The following is a 19,436-nucleotide window of genomic DNA, read 5'->3' as shown; positions in this document are numbered from 1 at the left end:
TTTATGTTTAAATATAAAACAGTAACTGTAATTTAACGTGTAAAAAAGCAAGTTGTCGAATTGTTGATTTTTTTATGGCTAAGATATTGTTAATCCTCAAAAACAATAAGTTAGCTGTTGTATATTCGGCTAATTGGCGCAGAATACCGTGCTAATTTTAACCAAATAAACTAAATTCTTTATATGAAAATTAAATTACACAACTTCAAGTTTTTAATGGTGTTGGGTGCTTTTGTGGGTACCATGAGTATGGTGCAAGCACAAACGTCTTTGAGCGCCGTTCAAAAACTGCAAGACCAACAAAAAATTACTAACGTAAAAATTAGTAAAGAGCGTGGAACGCCAAGTTTAATCAAACTTTCAAACTCACAAACTCATAGAGTAGAACCTCAAGAGGCATCTTCATTTATAAGAGAAGCTTTAGGCCTTAGGGAAACTACAACATTAGCTGAAAAAAGAGCTCATGTTACACCAAGTGGTTCTAAAGTAGTTAAATATCAAGAGTATTTTAAAGGCGTAAAAGTAGAGCATGGTATTTACAATGCGTTATCTAAAGACAATGCGCTTAAGGCTATTACATTAGAGCACTACGAGCTAAAAGATAACTTTAATGTTACTGCTTCATTATCAGAAGACAATGCTTTAAATTATGCGTTAAACTTTGTGGGTGCAACAGAGTATGCTTGGGATTATTATAACTTCCTTAAACTTAATGAAACAGATCCAGCACGTCTCACACAATTAGATGCTGCAGTAAATTCAGTTTATCCTACGGGAGAATTGGTAATTGTAGATAACTATAATGAGCCAGGTATTTCTTTAAGATTAGCATACAAATTCAATATTTATGCAGCAGAACCTCTTTATAGAGCAGATGTATATGTAGATGCTGTAAATGGAGAAATCTTACTAGCAGATCAAGATATTAAGCACGCTGCAGAATTAAACAATGAAATTGCTGAACGCAGAAAAATGTCTTCATATGCAATGGTTCAAGCAATGGGAGAAACACGATATGCAGGTACTCGAAATTTCGAAACTACTCTTTTAGCTGCAGATGCGAGTGATCCTGTAAATCCATTACCAGAGCGTTATGTTCTAGACGGTACAATTACAGTAAATGCATTTAATCCAGATAGCCAGACTATCGAGTCTGTAACTGTGTTAAATGAAACAAGATCTTATGATGGTATAGGTGGTGTGCCTTTAAATGTTGGAGGTACAATACCTTCTTATGAAATTACAGATGGTAGCTCAAGATTAGAAGAAGGCCAGTTAAATGTAGAAATCGCAGATAATTTTTGGTCTGCAGATGAGCATTACAGAGATCGTTTTGAAACACCAGCAGATAACTATCCTGTTGATAATGAATTTGATAATGATGATGTTGCTTTAGATGCGCATTGGGGATCAGAAGTTGTAATTAGGTATTGGGCAGATCGTCATAACCGTTGGAGTTTTGATGGTGCTGGAGAAAAAATTACAAGCTTTGTACATTATGGAGATGGTTATGATAATGCATTTTATAGTAGCTCTACAATGACTTACGGAGATGGTAGTTACCAAGGTGGAACTAACCCTAATGGTTCTTTTGCACCACTTATGTCTATGGATGTTGCAGCACACGAAATAGGTCATGGTGTTTGTGATTTTACTGCAGACTTAGTTTACGCAAGACAATCTGGAGGTATGAATGAAGGGTTTTCAGATATATGGGCTGCAGCTGTTGAGGCTTATGTCCTAGAGGAGATAGATTCTACGTTGCCATACCAACCTTATGGTATAGGTGAGCAAATAGATGAACGTGATGGTGGTATTCAGCCAGGTGAAGACAATCCAGATATGAGAGCTTTACGTTTTATGGATGACCCAAATGCAGCTGGAGATCCAGAATGTTTTGAAGGTGTAAATTGGATAGATACTTCTGAAGCTGGTTGTCCTGCACCAAATTTAGGGAATGACCAATGTGGAGTGCACTCAAATAGTGGTGTGTTAAATAAGTGGTTTTATCTTTTAGTTGAAGGTTCTGGCCAAGTATTTACACCAGGTAGAGACAAGCGTGCTGCAGATGATGAGGTAAACGATAATGGAGATCCATATAGTGTTGAAGGTTTAGGATTTCAAATTGCAGAACAGATTGCATTTAAAGGTGAAGTGTTATTAACGCCTAATGCAACATTTAGTGATATGAGAGATGCATCAATCTTAGTGGCGCAACAAGATTATGGAGTAGACTCTAACGAAGAAATACAAACTACAAATGCGTGGTTCGGAATTTGTGTAGGTGAGAGCTACATCACACCAGATCCTAACCAAGTTTTCTTTAGCTCTGCCAATGCAAATAGCTTACAAGAAAAAAATAACGACACAGGTTGTAATACATTTAGAACATATACTGTAAATGTTGCAACAGTACAGGTAAATCCTGCTGTTACAGTAACTTTAGATACTTCTGCTAGTACTGCAGAACTAGGAGTAGATTTTGACATGTCTACTACAACTTTAGATTTAGAAGGTACTGCAACAGAGTCTTTTGAAGTAACTATATATAATGATGCTTTAGTTGAAGAGGATGAGTTAATTTCAATATCATTTGATTTTATGGGTGAAACCAAAACCCAAGTAATAAATGTATTAGATGATGATGTTGTTCCAGCAATAGGAGCTTCAGTTGTAGAAATAATGCCAATCGAAGAGTTTGCTTCTTCTGCTATCCCTAATGATTGGGAAGAAATTATAGTAGTAGATCCTAGTATGAACAAATGGTATTACAATGGTGCAGGTACAGAATCTGGAAGAGCTTACATTTCTTACACTTCGCCTGTTGGATCTACAAATTCAGCTATATATGAATCTAATTCACCGTCTCATGTAATTTTAAAAACACCAGAGTTAAATGCTTTAGGATTAAATGATGTTAGAGTAACTTTCGATTGGGAAGCTGGTGGAGAACTAGATCCAGGTAATCCTGCTTTTGATTATGGTCAACTAGTATACTCTTTTGATGGTGTAAACTTTGAAGAAGGTAGTGAGCGTTTTGCACTTGAAGAAGATGGTATTATGTCTGGTACTTTTGATGAAATAATTCCTGAATTAGCAAATACAAGATTTTTCTTAGGCTTCCGTTGGTTTAATGATACTAATGCAACAACGTCTGCATTTAGTTTTGCTATAGATAATGTTCACGTTGAAGCACTTCCTGCAGCTGTTGAAACAGAATTAAATGCTACAACAAGTAATACTGTAAATACTAACAATGATGTTTACTTTGCAAGTAATGATAGCGGAAGCATTATAGCTAGAATTGAAGGTGCCACTCAAGACTTAGGTTGTGTTGAAATGACACTTACAGGAAGTGGTACAGACCTTATTACTAATGCAAATGCAGGTGTAGATAGATCTTCAAAAGTTATAGAAATTACTGCAGATGGTTTTGATGCTACAAACGCAACGTATGACCTTACACTATTTATGACTACAGATGAACTGGCAAACTTTAATAGTATGGCAGATCTGCAAATAATGAAAGTAGAAGGCAGTGATATAGATGCAACAACTTCTAGCAACACAGTAATCACCGGAAGTATGTTAGAAGATCTTACAGCTGCAGAAGGTTATGCAACGTTTAAAGGAACATTTACAGGATTTAGTTCTTTTGCAATTGTACAACCTGTAACTGCTAGTGTAAAAGATGTTTTAATTAGTAGTGTATCTTTATATCCTTCGCCAGTGGCGCAAGGTGGTTTAGTTAACATTACAGCTAAAGATATCGTTATTAATAGCGCTTCAGTTTTCGATGTAAGAGGTGCGAAAGTTATTGAGAAAAAGTTTGCAGGAAATCAACAAGTACAGTTAAGTGTTACGACACTTCAATCTGGTTTTTACTTTGTGAGACTTAATAATGATGCTAATAAAACATTTAAGTTTATAGTTAAATAGGCTAAATACTGTTTAAATAAATAAAGGCTACTGTAATTACAGTAGCCTTTTTATTTTTAGGATACTTTTTTATTTAAGCAAGTTAAATATCATTCTTGTAACTTTGTAGAACTATGAAAAAGAAAACATTAGTTTTAGGCGCATCATTAAAGCCGAATAGGTATTCTAACATTGCTATTAATAGGTTAGTTTCTAACAACCAGCCAACCGTAGCAATTGGCCTTAGAGAAGGTACAGTTAATGGTGTGACAATAGAAAAAGAACAAGTAGAATTTAAAGATATAGATACAGTAACGCTTTATTTGGGAGCAAAACATCAACCTGAATATTATGAATACATTGTAAGTCTAAACCCTAAACGTGTTATTTTTAATCCTGGAACAGAGAATCCTGAGTTTTATAAAATATTAAAAGCAAACAATATAGAGGTAGATTTAGCTTGCACGTTAGTAATGCTAGCGACGAATCAATACTAAGCCTAAATAGGTAAGAGCGCCATTTAATACAAGTATAAAAAAGTTAAACTCAAACCCAAACCACTTTAAGCTATTTATACTTATAACGTAACCTAAAATTGGGGTAGCCAACGCAACAAGTGGTACGAGTTTATCTTTTATTTTCCATTTGCTAAACAAGCCAAATGCATATAGGCCTAACAATGGGCCATAGGTATAGCCTGCAAAAGTGAACAGTTTTGCAATAACAGTAGCATCTGCAATAACATACTTAAAAAGTATAATAGTAATTATGAGCACTAAAGACATAATTACGTGTATGGTTTTTCTTACCACAACTTGTTTTTTCTCACTATATCGCTTTTCAATATCTAGTATGTCTATACTAAAAGATGTGGTTAAAGAAGTTAGAGCACTATCTGCGCTGGAGTATGCAGCTGCAATTAATCCTAGTATAAATACTATTGCTACACCAATACCAAAATAGCCTTGTGTAGCAAGCTCAGGAAATAATTGGTCTTTATGAGCATCTACACCGTTTTGTTGGGCATATACAGTTAATAATAAGCCAAGTGCTAAAAACACAAAGTTTACAATGGTTAACACAATTGTAAACCAAAACATATTTTTTTGAGCATCTTTCAAGTTCCTGCAAGTAAGATTTTTTTGCATCATATCTTGGTCTAAACCAGTCATCACGATAGATATAAAAGCACCGCTAATAAATTGTTTCCAGAAGAAATCACCAGATTTCCAATCTTCAAAAAAGAACATTTTAGAAAGGTTACTATCCGCTAAATAGCTAAAGAAATTTCCAGAATTAATCCCTAAGTCTTCAGAAACATATACAATCGTAACACCTACAGCAATAAGCATAAATAAAGTTTGTAAGGTGTCTGTCCAAACAATAGTTTTAATTCCGCTCTTAAACGTATAAAGCCAGATAAGTAAAATGGTTATAGTAACAGTAGCCCAGAATGGAACGTTAAGCCCATCAAAAATTAAATTTTGTAAAACAACAGCTACAAGGTATAGTCTAAAGCTGGCGCCAACTATTCTAGATAAGATAAAAAATGAAGCGCCGGTTTTGTATGAGTACCTACCAAAGCGACCATCTAAATAGGTGTAAATGGAGGTTAAATTAAGCTTGTAGTAAAGAGGTAATAAAACTAAACCTATTACTGCATAGCCAACAGTATAACCTAATACAACTTGAAAGTAACTAAATTGACTAGCTTCAACCCAACCAGGAACAGAAATAAAAGTAACACCAGAAAGTGATGCGCCAATCATTCCAAAAGCAACTAGGTACCAAGGAGATTGCCTGTTAGCTTTAAAAAACTCAGCATTTGTGCCACCTTTGTTTGTAAGAAATGAGATAAGCATTAAAACACCAAAGTAACCTGCAATGAGGAAAAGAATATGTAGCGGTTGCATAGTTTAATAATTATGGCACGAATATAATGTAAATATTATCGTATTGTCTATTTAGCGTGATCTCAAATCTCGTGAAATACTTACTTTTGCAATATGGATTTTTCTTCAAAATATTTAGAACAAGCAGTTCAGGAAGTCTCTCAATTACCAGGAATCGGAAAGCGTACAGCGTTGCGTTTGGTACTTCATTTATTAAAACAGCCAGAAGACCAAACGGTAAGTTTGGCTAAGGCTTTGGTAGATGTTAAGACACAAATAAATTTCTGCACTAACTGTCATAATATAAGTGATCATAAGCTTTGTGAGATTTGTGCAAACCCTAAAAGAGAATCTCAATATGTTTGTGTTGTTGAAGATATAAGAGACGTAATGGCAATTGAGAATACAAGCCAATATCGTGGTCACTATCACGTCTTAGGTGGAAAAATAAGTCCTATGGATGGTGTGGGTCCAAACCAATTAAATATTTCTACCTTGGTAGATAAGGCTAAAGCAGGAAAAGTAGATGAAATTATATTTGCTTTAAGCAGTACGTTGGAAGGAGACACTACTAACTTTTATATCTTTAAACAATTAGAAGGGACAGGTATAAAAACCTCTACCATTGCAAGAGGGATTTCTGTAGGAGATGAGTTGGAGTATGCAGATGAGATCACCTTAGGTAGAAGTATCCTAAATAGAATTCCTTTTGAAGCTTCTTTAAAATCTTAAATGGTACAACTCTCTATAATCATACTTAATTACAATGTCAAGCATTTTTTAAAGCTTTGCCTACAAAGTGTGGTGCAGGCTACAGAAAATATACAAGCCGAAATTATTGTTGCAGACAACGCATCTAAAGATGGAAGTATGCAAATGGTTGCTCAGGATTTTCCAAATGTTATAAGACTCGAAAATAAAAAAAACTTAGGGTTTAGTAAAGCTAATAATCTAGCTGTAAAAAAAGCTATAGGTAAATACATCTGTATCTTAAATCCAGATACTGTAGTGCCAGAGCAAATCTTCTCAAATTTATTGAAGTTCGTTAAAACAGTTCCAGATTTTGGAGCGGTAGGAGTAAAGTTAGTCGATGGTAAAGGGCAATTTTTACCAGAAAGCAAACGGCAAATACCTACTCCTAAAGTGGCCTTTCAAAAAATGGTTGGCAACGCTACTAACTATTATGCAAGTAATTTAGAATCTAATGATATTGGTTGTGTAGATGTTCTTGTAGGCGCATTTATGTTTATGTCCAGACAGCGTTATTTACAAGTTGGAGGTTTTGATGAAGACTACTTTATGTATGGTGAAGATATAGACCTTAGCTACAAACTACTTAAGGCTGGTTATAAAAATTACTATTACGGAAAAGATTCAGTAATTCATTTTAAAGGAGAAAGTACTACTAAAGATGAAGTGTATAGAGCACGTTTTTATGGTGCAATGCAACTTTTTTATAAAAAACATTTTAGCAATAGTAAGTTTACTAATCTAATTGTAAAAGCTGCACTCAAAGTAGTTAAGAAGGCAAATAAGGCTCAAGGTTTAGATACAGATAAGGAAATATCTTCAAATGTATTTATCTATATCGGTAATTCTTCAGACTGTGTTTCCATCTTGTCTAAACTAAAAAATAAGCAAGTACAACATCTTTCTTTAAAAGAGCTACAGAAGCTAACTTTAAAAAATTCACAGCTGTTTTTAGACTCTCAATTTTTTAGTTTTAAAGAAATTATTAGTCTTTTAGAGCAGTATGGGCACCATAATAATACATTCAGGATAAAGTTGAAATCTTCTAATGTGTTGATTGGTAGTGATACTAGTACAGGAAAAGGTGAGGTTTTGGTTTTAGAACTAGATGAAATTCAATAAAAGAAATAATCTCAGTTTAAAGCAATTCTAACATCATTTTAATACAATAACGTTGTAATTTTAAGTAATTTTGCAATCGCAATTATTAATTAACCTATTGCATTACGAATATGGCAAAGTTTGAACTAAAGCTCCCGCAAATGGGTGAGAGTGTTGCAGAAGCAACCTTAACTAACTGGCTTAAAGAAGTTGGTGATACTATAGAGGCTGATGAGGCTGTCTTAGAAATCGCAACAGATAAAGTTGACAGCGAAGTACCAAGTGAGGTAGATGGTGTTTTGGTTGAAAAGCTTTTTGAAGCAGATGACGTTGTGCAAGTAGGACAGACTATCGCAATAATTGAAACTGAAGGTGGAGATGCTCCTGCTGAAACAACTTCATCAGAAACGCCGGCTAAAGAAGAGTCGTCTAATAAAGCTGTTGAAGCTGTATCACAATCTGTAACTTCTGCAAAAGAAGCAACAACTACAGATTTTTCAGAATCTGATAAATTTTATTCTCCACTTGTTAAGAATATAGCAAAAGAAGAAGGTGTATCATTATCTGAGCTAGATGCAATATCTGGTACAGGTAAAGATGAACGTGTTACTAAAAATGACATTTTAAAATACATTGAAGATAAAAAAGCAGGTAAGACTGCTGCTCCTAAACCACAAATGCAACCTGTAGAAACACCTAAGGCAGCTGCTCCAAAACCTCCTAAAGCTCCTGTAAGTGTAAATGGTGGCGATGAGATTATTGAAATGTCTCGTATGGGTAAACTAATTGCTCATCATATGGTAGACAGTGTGCAGACATCTGCGCACGTTCAGTCTTTCATAGAGGTAGATGTTACAAACATCTGGAACTGGAGAAACAAAATTAAAAATGAATACCAAAAACGAGAAGGTGAAAAACTAACGTTTACACCAATCTTTATGGAAGCTGTAGCTAAGACTATAAAAGACTTCCCAATGATTAATATCTCTGTAGATGGTGATAAAATTATAAAGCGTAAAGCTATTAACCTTGGTATGGCAGCTGCATTACCAGATGGTAACCTAATTGTGCCAGTTATAAAAAATGCAGACCAGCTAAACTTGGTAGGTATGTCTAAATCTGTTAATGATTTGGCTAACCGTGCACGTATTGGAAAATTAAAACCAGACGATACACAAGGTGGTACATACACAGTAACAAATGTTGGTACATTTGGTAGTGTGTTTGGTACTCCTGTAATAAACCAACCTCAAGTTGCAATTTTAGCGCTAGGTGCTATTAGAAAAGTACCAGCTGTAATTGAAACTCCAGATGGTGACTTTATAGGAATACGTTATAAAATGTTCTTGTCGCACTCTTATGACCATCGCGTTGTAAATGGTGCATTAGGAGGACAATTTGTTCAACGTGTTAAAGATTATTTAGAAGCGTTTGATGTGAATAGAGAAATCTAATTTTCAACAACCTAATTATACAAAGCCATCAATTAATATTGATGGCTTTTTTTATACCAGTAATTGCTTTGCCAAAACCTAATTACATCTTGTAACGTAAATTAAGTATGACAAATAAATGCTTAATAATACTTGTAGTATTGTTTATTTCTAACTCACTTTTCAGTCAGAAAATAGATAACCTTTCTTCATTTAGAGATGTTGAAAATGATCATTATTTCAGATTTAATTATGATAACGATTTCTTTTCTTCTTCAGATAAAAATTACACACAAGGATATAGCTTCGAGTTAGTATTGCCAGTATTTGAGAAGAACCCTATTAATATTCTCTTCTTAAAGCCTAAAAATTACCAGTCTAAATTTGGATTAGCAATTGAACATATTGGCTTTACTCCAGATGATTATGGTAGTGAGGAAATTCAATTTGGAGATCGGCCATTTGCTACTGCAATTTATTTAAAGGGCTTTGTTATTAATACCAACACATTATCTAAACGCAGATTAACATCTTCATTTAATGTAGGAATAATTGGGCCAGGTGCATTTGGTAAAGAAATGCAGGTTGAAATTCATAAAGCAACAGGGAATGAAATTCCTTTAGGCTGGAAACATCAAATAAAGAATGACATCGTTTTAAATTATGAAGTAGGGTTAGAGCAGCAGCTTTATAAATACAGACAGTATTTTTCTATACAGGCACAATCTAATGCTAAACTAGGAACGTTGTTTACTAACGCATCTTTAGGTTTTAATGGCAGCTTAGGGATAATTAATTCTGCATTTTCTTCGGAAGCTAAAAAAGATAAATTTCAACTTTATTTTTATTCTCAAATTTTTGGTAGTGTAGTAGGGTATGATGCTACTTTACAAGGTGGATTAATTACAACTGATAGTCCATACACAATAGCTACTAATGATGTCAAACGTTTTACAGGTCAATATACATATGGTTTTGTTTTACAGACTAAAGGGTTTTATGCTGAATATACGCGCACATTAATAACAAGAGAGTTTAGTAGAGGTGACTCAGCAAAATGGGGTGGATTTAAATTAGGCTTCACCTTTTAAATCCACCCCAAAGAGGCAATGCTAAATCTTTTTATTTATTGCTTAAATGCATTCTCTAGAGCATCTTTACCACCAACAACTGGCAGGTTAAGAGAGGTTTTATCTAAATCAATAGTAAGTGCTGTTCCTGGTTTTGGGTGGAGCGTAAATTCTTTGTCGCTTGAAAAAATCATTAAACCAATTTGTTGTCCTTCAGGAATTATTTGATCATCTGGCTGTAATGAAAATGTTACATCATAAAACTCACCTTTTTTAAGTGCTTCGCCTTTACTTATTGACTTGTAATTTTGAGGGTCTGCCCAACCACGAGTAATAATATTGTCTGTTATTTTTGCTTTCTTGTCTTCATTCCAAGGTAAAGATACCAACCATACAGAAAGATTTGCTGCTGGTGTGTTACTAGATAACGATACTGTGATATCAGAAACACCAGATATATGTAAATCTTTAGTTAATGTTGGAGTAACATAAAGTAACCTGTGCTTACTTTCTTTTGCAGTTGCTAATTCTGCTCCAGCAATTGATGCATCATCATGTAGAGTTTCTGTGCCTTTATTATCTAACTTTGTGGTACTTAAAGTTCCGGCTTTAGGCGCACCTGTGTTTATATAAAGTGTAACTGGTTTTGCTTCTGGATTTGGGTAATCTTCATAAGATGTAGGGTTATCTCTTTTATCATTCTCTCTAACTATCCAAGCCTTAGCATCATCTTCTACATTATTCTCAATACCATGCAGATAGCGAGTAAACCATTTGTTCATCATAGAAAATGGAGGTGGACCACCATGACCATTTTGATGATAAAATATTTGTGATGGTATGCCTTGTTCTTTTGCTTGCTTGTAAATTCTGTAGCTATGTTCTGGCATAACATTCCAATCATTAAAACCGTGAGACATTAATAATGCTGCCTTCATAGGTTTCATATCATTTAGGTAATCTCTGCTTGCCCAGAACTCATTATAGTCGCCAGTTTCTCTATCCATATTGGCAGCTAAAATTTCATCTCTCATCATTTTGTTATTATATGGTCTTTTAGCTTCATCTCCACTATGAATAAAATCATATAAAACATCTATATCTTCTCCTAAATAGCCACCTGGAGAACGTACTAAACCATTTGATCTGTAATAGTGATAGTAAGATGTGTTTGGTGCAATAGGAATAATTGCTTCTAAACCTTCAACTCCTGTTGTGGCAGCAGCTAATGGTATTGTGCCATTATAAGATGTACCTGTCATACCAACTTTTCCTGTGGACCACGTTGCTTTTACTTCTTCATTACTGTCTATTTCTGTATACCCTTTTGCGCGACCATTTAGCCAATCTATTACTGCTTTTGGTGCTAAAGACTCATTGTCACCACCTAAGCTAGGAGAACCTTGAGATAAGCCTGTGCCTGGAGAAGAAGAATGTACAACTATATAACCTCTAGGTACCCAAGTATTAATGTGAGATTTCGAAATTACTGGTCTTTTACCACGGCGTGTAACTTCTGGATGTACACGTTCTTTTGGTGTATCGCCTAATTCTACTTCAACACTATGAAATAAACCATCTGTGTCTGGTGCTACACCTGCAAAATAAGGGCTAGACACATATATAACAGGAAGTTTTAAGCCTTCGGTTTCTGTTTGCTTAGGTCTGGTAACAGAGACGTGCATACGGTCTAGTTTATCATCACCATCTGTATTAAACTCAGTTTCTACCCAAAGGTCGTGTGTTATCCATTCTGAAGGGTTGCTAAATGCTTTAACGGGTTGTGCTTCTCCGTTTTCAAAAATAGGAGTTGCTTTATCTTGTGCTTGTATACAACCTAGAGTTGTTACAAAAGCTACAAATAGCGATAGTAGGTTAAGTTTCATAATTTTTAGTTTATTTTAAATTTATAAAATTTTATATAATTATAGTATTGAATACCCTAAGACTATAGCAAATGTGTTGTAGTCTGATGAGAAGTCATCATCACCTTTTGTAAGACTTCTACTCGTATAATATTTGGCTTCAATAGAATAATCTTTAAATTTTAATCCAGCTCCAAGCATAAAATTAGTTCCAGATTCAATATCCTTATCACTAGTGCCTTGATCAAATTGTATAGTAGAGTTAATTGCAATGTCAGAAATAAATGCAGCACTCAAGAAAGTTTTTGTATTTGAAGATAAAGGAATATGATATTTTATACCTAATGGCAATTCAACAGACTTATAGTCAACTATTGCGCGAGACTCAGTTTGTACTTGAGGATTTACAAAAATCACAAAATCTTTTTCTGCGTTATAGGATTGGTAAGTTGGTTCAAAAAATATACTCCACGTTTTGGCTTTCGTTGTATACAGTTCAATTTCAGCACCCAATCTAAATGATGTTTTATTATCAAAATTTACACTTCTAGAATTTCCTATACTATTTTCAAATTCAAATGAAGAAAAGTTAATTCCTGGTTTTACAGTAACATTAAAATATAACCGCTTATCAGATGTGTTATAAGAAGTATAATCGCTACCAGATTCATTATTAAATTCTTCAAAAATTTTAAGTAAATCTCTTTGTGTGTAATCTATGTTTTCAAAACTTGATACTGAACGATTAGAGGTGCTTAGGGAAGTGTAAAGTTGTTGCTTAAATTGATTATTTTCTTTGATTGAAGAATTTATAGTTGATTTGTACCTCTTGTAAATAAGCTGCTCAATTGGTTGGTTTTCAGTTTTGAAAAAATAACGTATAAGGTTTCCCTCTTCATATTTATATAGAGTTGCTTTCCCTTCAACTAAAACCTCTAAGAAAAGAGTTTCTTCAATAAATTTTGGGGTATTATCATAATTTAATTTCTTAATCTGGTCGCTAGATCTATCTATATCTACAGTTTGTCTCTCATATTTAAAATTATTTAAACTTGAAAACTCTTTTATAGATTTAGTAGTAATTTTTATTGGTTTACTTTCTTCAGTTAATTTGTATTCAAAATTAATAGGAGAGCTAAACCAATCTGAAACCCTAATTAGACATGGTGTTTTATTATCAGAGTTGTTAATAATATAGCCCTTTTCAAAATCAGATTGGCTATAGCTATTATATCCAATTAGTAATATGAAGTATATAAGTATTTTTTTGTGCATAGTATATATTTAAAAGTAAAAAAGCCGCCATAGGGGTATGGCGGCTATATATATTATTGTAAATAATAAATGTTATTTATCACCTTTTTGGCCTTGCTCGAATTTTTCGAACTCGCCTTCTTTTTCAGCTTTTGGCCAAGAATTGTTAGATGTATCAACATCTGCAGTTTCTAAATCTGGATCTACAACAATGTTTGTAATTTCCTTATCACTAGCTACAGCTTTGCTTACTTCTTTATCATTCTTTCTCCAAACTTGTGCAGGATATGTTACTTTCTCTTTTGAACCATCTTCGTAAGTATACTCAACAATTAAAGGCATAGGAATTCCACCTGGCTTTTCAAATACGATGTTATATAAATACTTAGGTTGTTTTATAGCGTTACGTTCTTCTTCAGAAAAGTTGTCCATCATGAATTCTTTAAGCGTAGGAGCATTTTCAAAAAGAGACTTACTCTTCATAGAAGCGTCATACTCTTCATCACCTTCTTCAACAACATAAATAGCATCTATTGTACTTGGATCCTGAACACCATAACGAGCTAATAATTCCTTACCTTTTTTGGTTGGTTTATCTGTAACAAAGTAAGATTTTACTTCCTTAACTCCTAAATCTACATTTTCAGTAGAGTAGAACCATCCTCTCCAGTACCAGTCTAAATCAACTGCTGAAGCATCTTCCATAGTGCGGAAGAAATCTTCTGGTGTTGGGTGCTTAAACATCCAACGCTTAGAGTATGTTTTAAACGCATGGTCAAATAATTCTCTTCCCATTACTGTCTCACGTAAAATGTTAAGTGCTGTTGCAGGCTTACCATAAGCGTTGTTACCAAGTTGGTAAACATTTTCTGGGTTAGACATTATTGGTGCAATAAAGTCTTGATTACCTTTCATGTAATTTACAATCTTGCTAGGCTCTCCACGACGTGAAGGGTACTTTTGGTTTGGAGCAATTGCATCTGGAAATTCTTCACCAAATTCTTGTTCTGCTACATATTGCATGAATGTATCTAGACCTTCGTCCATCCAACCCCATTGTCTTTCATCACTGTTAACAATCATTGGGAAGAAGTTGTGTCCTACTTCGTGTATAATTACTGAAATCATACCGTATTTTACACGGTCATTGTAAGTACCGTCTTCATTTGGTCTACCATAATTCCAGCAAATCATAGGATACTCCATACCTTGATTTTTAGCGTGAACAGAAATTGCTTTTGGGTAAGGATAGTCAAACGTGTGAGCACTGTAAGATTTTAATGTAGATGCTACTGCTTTAGTAGAAAATTCTTCCCAAAGTGGGTTACCTTCTTTAGGGTACATAGATACTGCCATTACAGTACGCTCTCCCAATTTAACTGCTTGCATATCCCAGATAAACTTTCGAGATGTTGCAAAACCGTAATCTCTTACGTTTTCAGCTTTAAATTTCCAAGTTTTAGTTTTTTCAGAAAAGCCTTTTTCTGCTTCTTCTGCTTCTTCTTGTGTTACTATAATAACAGGCTTGTCATAAGATGTTCTTGCCTTTTCGTAACGTTTCATCATCTCTTTAGAGAAGACTTCTTTTCTGTTTTGTAATGTTCCTGTAGCATCAAGAATATGATCTGCTGGTACAGTAATGTTTACTTCATAATCTCCAAAAGGAAGAGCAAATTCTCCGCTTCCCCAGAATTGGTAGTTTTGCCATCCTTCTACATCATTGTAAACAGCCATTCTTGGGAAAAACTGTGCAATAACGTAAGCATTGTTACCATCTTTAGGGAAATGCTCGTAACCAGATCTTGCTCTGTTAATAGTATGGTCTGGAATGTTGTAGTTCCACTTAATGCTAAAGGTATAGCTATCTCCAGCTTCTAATGGCTGTCCCATATCTATTCTCATCATAGTTTGGTTAATGGTATAATTTAAAGGAGAACCATTTCTAGTTACCTTTTCTATATTAAAACCACCATCAAAACCTTCTGTCATATATTGAGATACAAAACCACCAGTTTGTGAAACAGCACCAATACCAGAACCATTAATCAATGGAGACTTAGAATCTTTAGCTCTAACATTTTGATCTAGTTGAACCCAAAGGTATTCTAAAGCGTCTGGAGAGTTGTTTGTGTATGTAATTTCTTCTTCACCAAATATCTTTTGAGTACGGTCATCTAAAGTGATGTCCATTTTGTAATCGGCAGTATTTTGATAATATGCTTCACCTGGCGCTCCAGAACCTGTGCGGTATTGGTTAGGTGTAGAAAACTCTTGGTAAAGTTGTCTAAACGCATTGTTGTTTGTGTGCGGTTTTGTAGGTTCTTCTTGAGGTTGCTCTTCTTGGGCAAAGAGTCCCGCAGAAAATACCAAAAACAAGGCAAAAAAAGTAGTTTTGATAGTTCGCATTATATATAGTTTAATTTAAGGTTGTTAAAATTAAGGATTTATCAATCTCTGAGTATTTCTTAACGAAAGTTTAACACATCGCTTTCGCGGTCTTTCATTAGTAATAAGCTCTTTATAGTTTTATTCTTAGTTATGTGTACAACATTTTGTTGCTCTTCAAAAACATCTAGAAGGACTTCATTTTTAACTTCAATAGAATTTAGAGTTTTTACACCTACAGCTTTAAAGAAACATTTTACTAAATCGTCATCATAGGTATTACCTAGATATTCGAATAAAATTTTCTCTCCATTAATCGTAATCTGAAGTTTGTCTGTAAAGTAGCGTTCAATAAACTTATCTGCATTTCTCGTTTCTGAGTTCTTTCCGAGTTTAATAGTCTCGCTATATCTTGTTTTTAGAAGGTTTTCTAAATCGTCAATAAATACTCTGGAGATTATCTGTACAGTTTGGTCTTCCTCTATAAACTCTATATCTGTAGTACTTACATAAAACTTGTGGGCATTATTAAATGCTAAAGATGGCAGGCAAAAGAGTAAAAGGAAAATTATCTTTTTCATAATTAGTGTTTGACTGTAAAAAACGACAAAGGTTTAATCTGAAAGCAGTTTTATTTTGATCGTCTATACTAATAGACGTAGCCAACTTAAATTTGTTACGCTATAATCAACTTTTGTTTTTCTCTTCTATCCACTTGCTCATATACTTCGTACTTTGAGATTGATGGTGTTGTAAAACTTGACCTAAAAAATTTTGATTGCGATGTTCTGTTAAATTTGTTTCGAGATAATTAAGTTTTTTTTGAAATAGACCTTCGAAGCTGGACTTAGAGAAACGTTCTTCAATAATTTTAAATCCGTTTTTCTGTGCAGTCTTCCACTGGTTTCTTGAGTTGTAATGCTTAACAGCTTCTTTGGCTATTACTTTTGGATCATTTGCAATCTCACCTGCAAATGGTAACAATCCGCCTATGCCTTCTGCACCTACAATAGTGGTTATGTTAGGCGTACCATTTTGCATGGCATTTATAAATTTTGTTTTTAAACCAGCACCATATAATAAAGGAGATAAAAGTACACGAGCATTTTTTAATACGTCTGAAGCGCTTTCTGCACGTCCCATAATTAAGAAGCCTTCTTTTTTATTGTGAAACTGTTGAACCTTTTGAGATGTATATGCACCATATATATGTATTTGGGCTTCTGGCATCTCTTTCTTAATTATAGGCCAGACGTGCTTCTTTACAAATTTTACAGATTCAAAATTTGGAGGATGTAGTAAATTACCTAACATCACAAAACCTTCTCGGTCTTCAAAAGTTGGTAGTGTTTCCTTTTCTTCTTCTGAAACTGGATCAAGTAAAAATGGAATATAATGTAGGATAGATTCATCTATCTGAAACACTTGTTTAAGTATATTAATTTCAACCTCTGAAATCATAATACTAAGATCACATCGTAAAATACTTGCAATTTCTCTTTTTGCAGTTTGGTTAAGTAAATCTTGTTTTTTAAATCTTCGCTGCTCAGAGAAGGCTTGTTGTCGTCCTGCTCTTAAACAATGCAGATCTTCTGTATCTAAAATTTTAATAGCATTGGGACAGGTTTCTGAAACACGCCAGCCAAACTGTTCTTCAACCATGAACCTATCAAACAATACAATATTGGGATCAAGTTGTTTTAAAAACTCATTAAAAGAAGAATCATTCATCTTTAGTTGAGTCTCAGTGATGTTCATCTCACTTAAATCTTCGCTAAACTCTGTCTTTGCAGATGCACTACCAAAGGTAATTTCATAATTAAATGATTTAAAGAGCTTAAGGAGCTGAATCATTCTCCAGCCTGCGCCAGTGCTCTGAGGTTCGGGCCAAGTTTTGCCTATGACAAGTAGGTGTTTCATACTACAAAGAAAAACAATTAGTAACCGATAATAGAATATTACAATTTGTTTGTTAATTTTATGCGTCCTTAAAGACATAACGGTATGCCAACCCCACAAATAGATCCTAACAAATGGGTCTCAAAGTATTCAGACTATCTTTATAATTACACTATTGTACGTGTTAATGATAGCGCTGTGGCTAAAGATTTAATTTCTGAAACATTCTTGGCAGCTTTAAAGGCTATGAAAAACTTTAAGGGCGAAGCTAGTGAGCGTACTTGGCTTATAGCTATTCTTAAGCGAAAAATTATAGATTATTACAGGAAAACTAACTCTAAAAAAGGGAAGGCAGAAGTACATATTAATTATAAGGATGCAGACCAAGAAGGAGATTGGTTAGAAGAGCGTGTAGCAGATCCTTTTGATACGACAGCTGAAGACGATCTTGAAAATACCGAACTAGGTTTAGCAATACATAAATGTCTAGGCAGCTTAAATGAACGCCACGCAGAAATCTTTAAAAAGAAGACCATTAAGAATTATGAGACGGAAGTCATTTGTAATGAATATAATATAACGCCGTCTAACTTGTGGGTTATCATTCACAGAGCTCGAACAGCTATGGCAGAATGTTTAGAAAAAAACTGGTATTAAAAAATTATGATTAGTATTAAAAAAATGTTTGTTAACTGCGGAAAAGCAACTCACATCTGCGATAAGAATCAATATAAGGAGGCTTCAGTTTGGGAGAAAATGCGGTTAATTTTACACCTTATGTATTGCAGAACTTGCAGAAAGTATTCCTCAAAAAATAGTAGGCTGACTAAAATAATGAAAGAGTCTAATATACAAACGTTTAATGATGCAGATAAAAATGAAATAGAGCGTTTAATACAACAAGAACTCTCAAAATAAAAATGTTGTAACCCAAGCTAAACCAAACCATATTATTGGTAAGCTTTCTACCCAAAACGAAGCATAATACTTATGCTGTTCTTTCTTACTTCCTACTATAAATAGTGCGGCTAATAAACAAATTATTAGTAGTGTTATAAAATTAGCTATCTCTAGTTTACTCTTAAAGAATTCAGCCAGAATAATAAGTGCTAATAATACCAGCCCTAATACTTTAGTTTTTTTTATACCTATACGTTGTGGTATCGTGCCTAGTTGTGAGGCATCATATTTAATATCCCTAATTTCAAATGGTAATATTATTGCTAATACAAATATGGCATATTGTAAAGTTTGTATTATAGCTAAATGTGTAATTGTATTGTCTAAATATAAGTTTGGCAAAATACCAGCAAAACCAGCCCAAACTATTGCAATAACGAAAATTTTAAGGCCTCTAATAGTTCTTAAGCTATTTGCTTTAGGAAAAATAGGTAGTGCATATAATAAGGTTAGCAATCCTAAACAGCCAATACCTAATAATACTTCTCTAGGCATAATAAATGTGAAGTACATTAGTACAACAAAACTTACAAGTGAGAATATTTGAATTGTTCTTAATGATTCTGTCAAGCTCATATGGTGCAATTTTGCAATTCCAGCATATTTCACAAAATTATATCCGGTAACAGTTGCAAAGAACGCAAAACCTAAAAAATTGAATTGCAGTACTTCATCTAAATTCAAAAAGGTTAGAGCGCACAAAGAGCATACTGCAAGGGCAACATGAATGCTACTGTTTATATAAAAATTGAATATAGATTTCATTTCAAACTAAAGGTAAAGGAATCAAAATTAAGGAAAGTGTTTATAACCTTTTAAAATGGTTAAAAACTTAAGGCTTCAACAAGCGTTAATCCTTCATTATTACTATTAAATATTCGTAATTTTGCACTCAAATTTTATAGACCT

General features: G+C 33.9%; 15 protein-coding genes. 8 read left to right on the top strand and 7 right to left on the bottom strand.

The window, feature by feature from the left end; all coding sequences use genetic code 11:
- The first annotated feature begins 183 nt into the window (after positions 1 to 183).
- Together CL818_RS10680 and CL818_RS10675 are read left to right on the top strand one after the other, a co-directional pair.
- A complete protein-coding gene (locus tag CL818_RS10680; RefSeq protein ID WP_272973634.1) occupies positions 184 to 3,939 on the top strand; it encodes a M4 family metallopeptidase in 3,756 nt (1,251 codons plus the stop codon).
- A gap of 113 nt (positions 3,940 to 4,052) precedes the next feature.
- A complete protein-coding gene (locus CL818_RS10675) occupies positions 4,053 to 4,415 on the top strand; it encodes a CoA-binding protein (protein WP_272973635.1) in 363 nt (120 codons plus the stop codon).
- On the opposite strand, the gene CL818_RS10670 is transcribed toward CL818_RS10675, so the two are convergent.
- Positions 4,395 to 5,831 (bottom strand): sodium:solute symporter, encoded by a 1,437-nt coding sequence (locus CL818_RS10670; protein WP_272973636.1) that lies wholly within the window; start codon positions 5,829 to 5,831, stop codon positions 4,395 to 4,397. The genes CL818_RS10675 and CL818_RS10670 overlap by 21 nt on opposite strands.
- A gap of 93 nt (positions 5,832 to 5,924) precedes the next feature.
- On the opposite strand from CL818_RS10670, the gene recR reads away from it, so the two are divergent.
- The 4 genes from recR to CL818_RS10650 all read left to right on the top strand — a co-directional run bounded on the left by recR (position 5,925) and on the right by CL818_RS10650 (position 10,185).
- On the top strand, positions 5,925 to 6,542 hold the full coding sequence (gene recR / locus CL818_RS10665; RefSeq protein ID WP_013187273.1) for a recombination mediator RecR: 618 nt from the start codon (positions 5,925 to 5,927) through the stop codon (positions 6,540 to 6,542).
- Positions 6,543 to 7,682, top strand: coding sequence for a glycosyltransferase family 2 protein (locus tag CL818_RS10660; protein ID WP_272973637.1), 1,140 nt, complete (start codon positions 6,543 to 6,545; stop codon positions 7,680 to 7,682).
- Positions 7,683 to 7,792: 110 nt separating this feature from the next.
- Positions 7,793 to 9,115 carry a dihydrolipoamide acetyltransferase family protein gene (locus CL818_RS10655; protein WP_272973638.1) on the top strand — a complete coding sequence of 441 codons (1,323 nt, stop codon included), beginning with the start codon at positions 7,793 to 7,795 and terminating at the stop codon, positions 9,113 to 9,115.
- A gap of 107 nt (positions 9,116 to 9,222) precedes the next feature.
- Entirely contained in the window at positions 9,223 to 10,185 is a 963-nt protein-coding gene (locus CL818_RS10650; RefSeq protein ID WP_272973639.1) for a lipid A deacylase LpxR family protein, read from the top strand.
- 35 nt (positions 10,186 to 10,220) lie between these two features.
- Here CL818_RS10650 and CL818_RS10645 read toward each other — a convergent pair whose 3' ends face one another.
- The 5 genes from CL818_RS10645 to CL818_RS10625 form a co-directional block, all read right to left on the bottom strand.
- Positions 10,221 to 12,050 (bottom strand): Xaa-Pro dipeptidyl-peptidase, encoded by a 1,830-nt coding sequence (locus tag CL818_RS10645; RefSeq protein WP_272973640.1) that lies wholly within the window; start codon positions 12,048 to 12,050, stop codon positions 10,221 to 10,223.
- A gap of 39 nt (positions 12,051 to 12,089) precedes the next feature.
- Positions 12,090 to 13,304 (bottom strand): outer membrane beta-barrel protein, encoded by a 1,215-nt coding sequence (locus CL818_RS10640; protein ID WP_272973641.1) that lies wholly within the window; start codon positions 13,302 to 13,304, stop codon positions 12,090 to 12,092.
- Between the two features lie 72 nt (positions 13,305 to 13,376).
- A complete protein-coding gene (locus tag CL818_RS10635; RefSeq protein WP_272973642.1) occupies positions 13,377 to 15,689 on the bottom strand; it encodes a M1 family metallopeptidase in 2,313 nt (770 codons plus the stop codon).
- Positions 15,690 to 15,748: 59 nt separating this feature from the next.
- Entirely contained in the window at positions 15,749 to 16,249 is a 501-nt protein-coding gene (locus CL818_RS10630; protein WP_272973643.1) for a DUF6702 family protein, read from the bottom strand.
- 106 nt (positions 16,250 to 16,355) lie between these two features.
- Positions 16,356 to 17,588 (bottom strand): glycosyltransferase, encoded by a 1,233-nt coding sequence (locus tag CL818_RS10625; RefSeq protein ID WP_272973644.1) that lies wholly within the window; start codon positions 17,586 to 17,588, stop codon positions 16,356 to 16,358.
- Between the two features lie 84 nt (positions 17,589 to 17,672).
- Here CL818_RS10625 and CL818_RS10620 point away from each other — a divergent pair, with 84 nt between their 5' ends.
- Both CL818_RS10620 and CL818_RS10615 read left to right on the top strand, forming a co-directional pair.
- A complete protein-coding gene (locus CL818_RS10620) occupies positions 17,673 to 18,224 on the top strand; it encodes a sigma-70 family RNA polymerase sigma factor (protein WP_013187282.1) in 552 nt (183 codons plus the stop codon).
- 6 nt (positions 18,225 to 18,230) lie between these two features.
- The gene (locus tag CL818_RS10615) at positions 18,231 to 18,485 is read left to right on the top strand and encodes a hypothetical protein (protein WP_013187283.1); all 255 of its coding nucleotides are present in this window, start codon (positions 18,231 to 18,233) and stop codon (positions 18,483 to 18,485) included.
- Here CL818_RS10615 and CL818_RS10610 read toward each other — a convergent pair.
- Entirely contained in the window at positions 18,477 to 19,103 is a 627-nt protein-coding gene (locus tag CL818_RS10610) for a UbiA prenyltransferase family protein (RefSeq protein ID WP_272973645.1), read from the bottom strand. The two genes, CL818_RS10615 and CL818_RS10610, sit on opposite strands and share 9 nt — an antisense overlap.
- Positions 19,104 to 19,436 lie beyond the last annotated feature (333 nt).

This window comes from Croceibacter sp., assembly GCF_002716225.1.
Taxonomy (GTDB): Bacteria; Bacteroidota; Bacteroidia; order Flavobacteriales; family Flavobacteriaceae; genus Croceibacter; species Croceibacter atlanticus.
The sequence above is the reverse complement of the archived record's forward strand: the minus strand, read 5'-3'. Positions and strand labels throughout refer to the sequence as shown.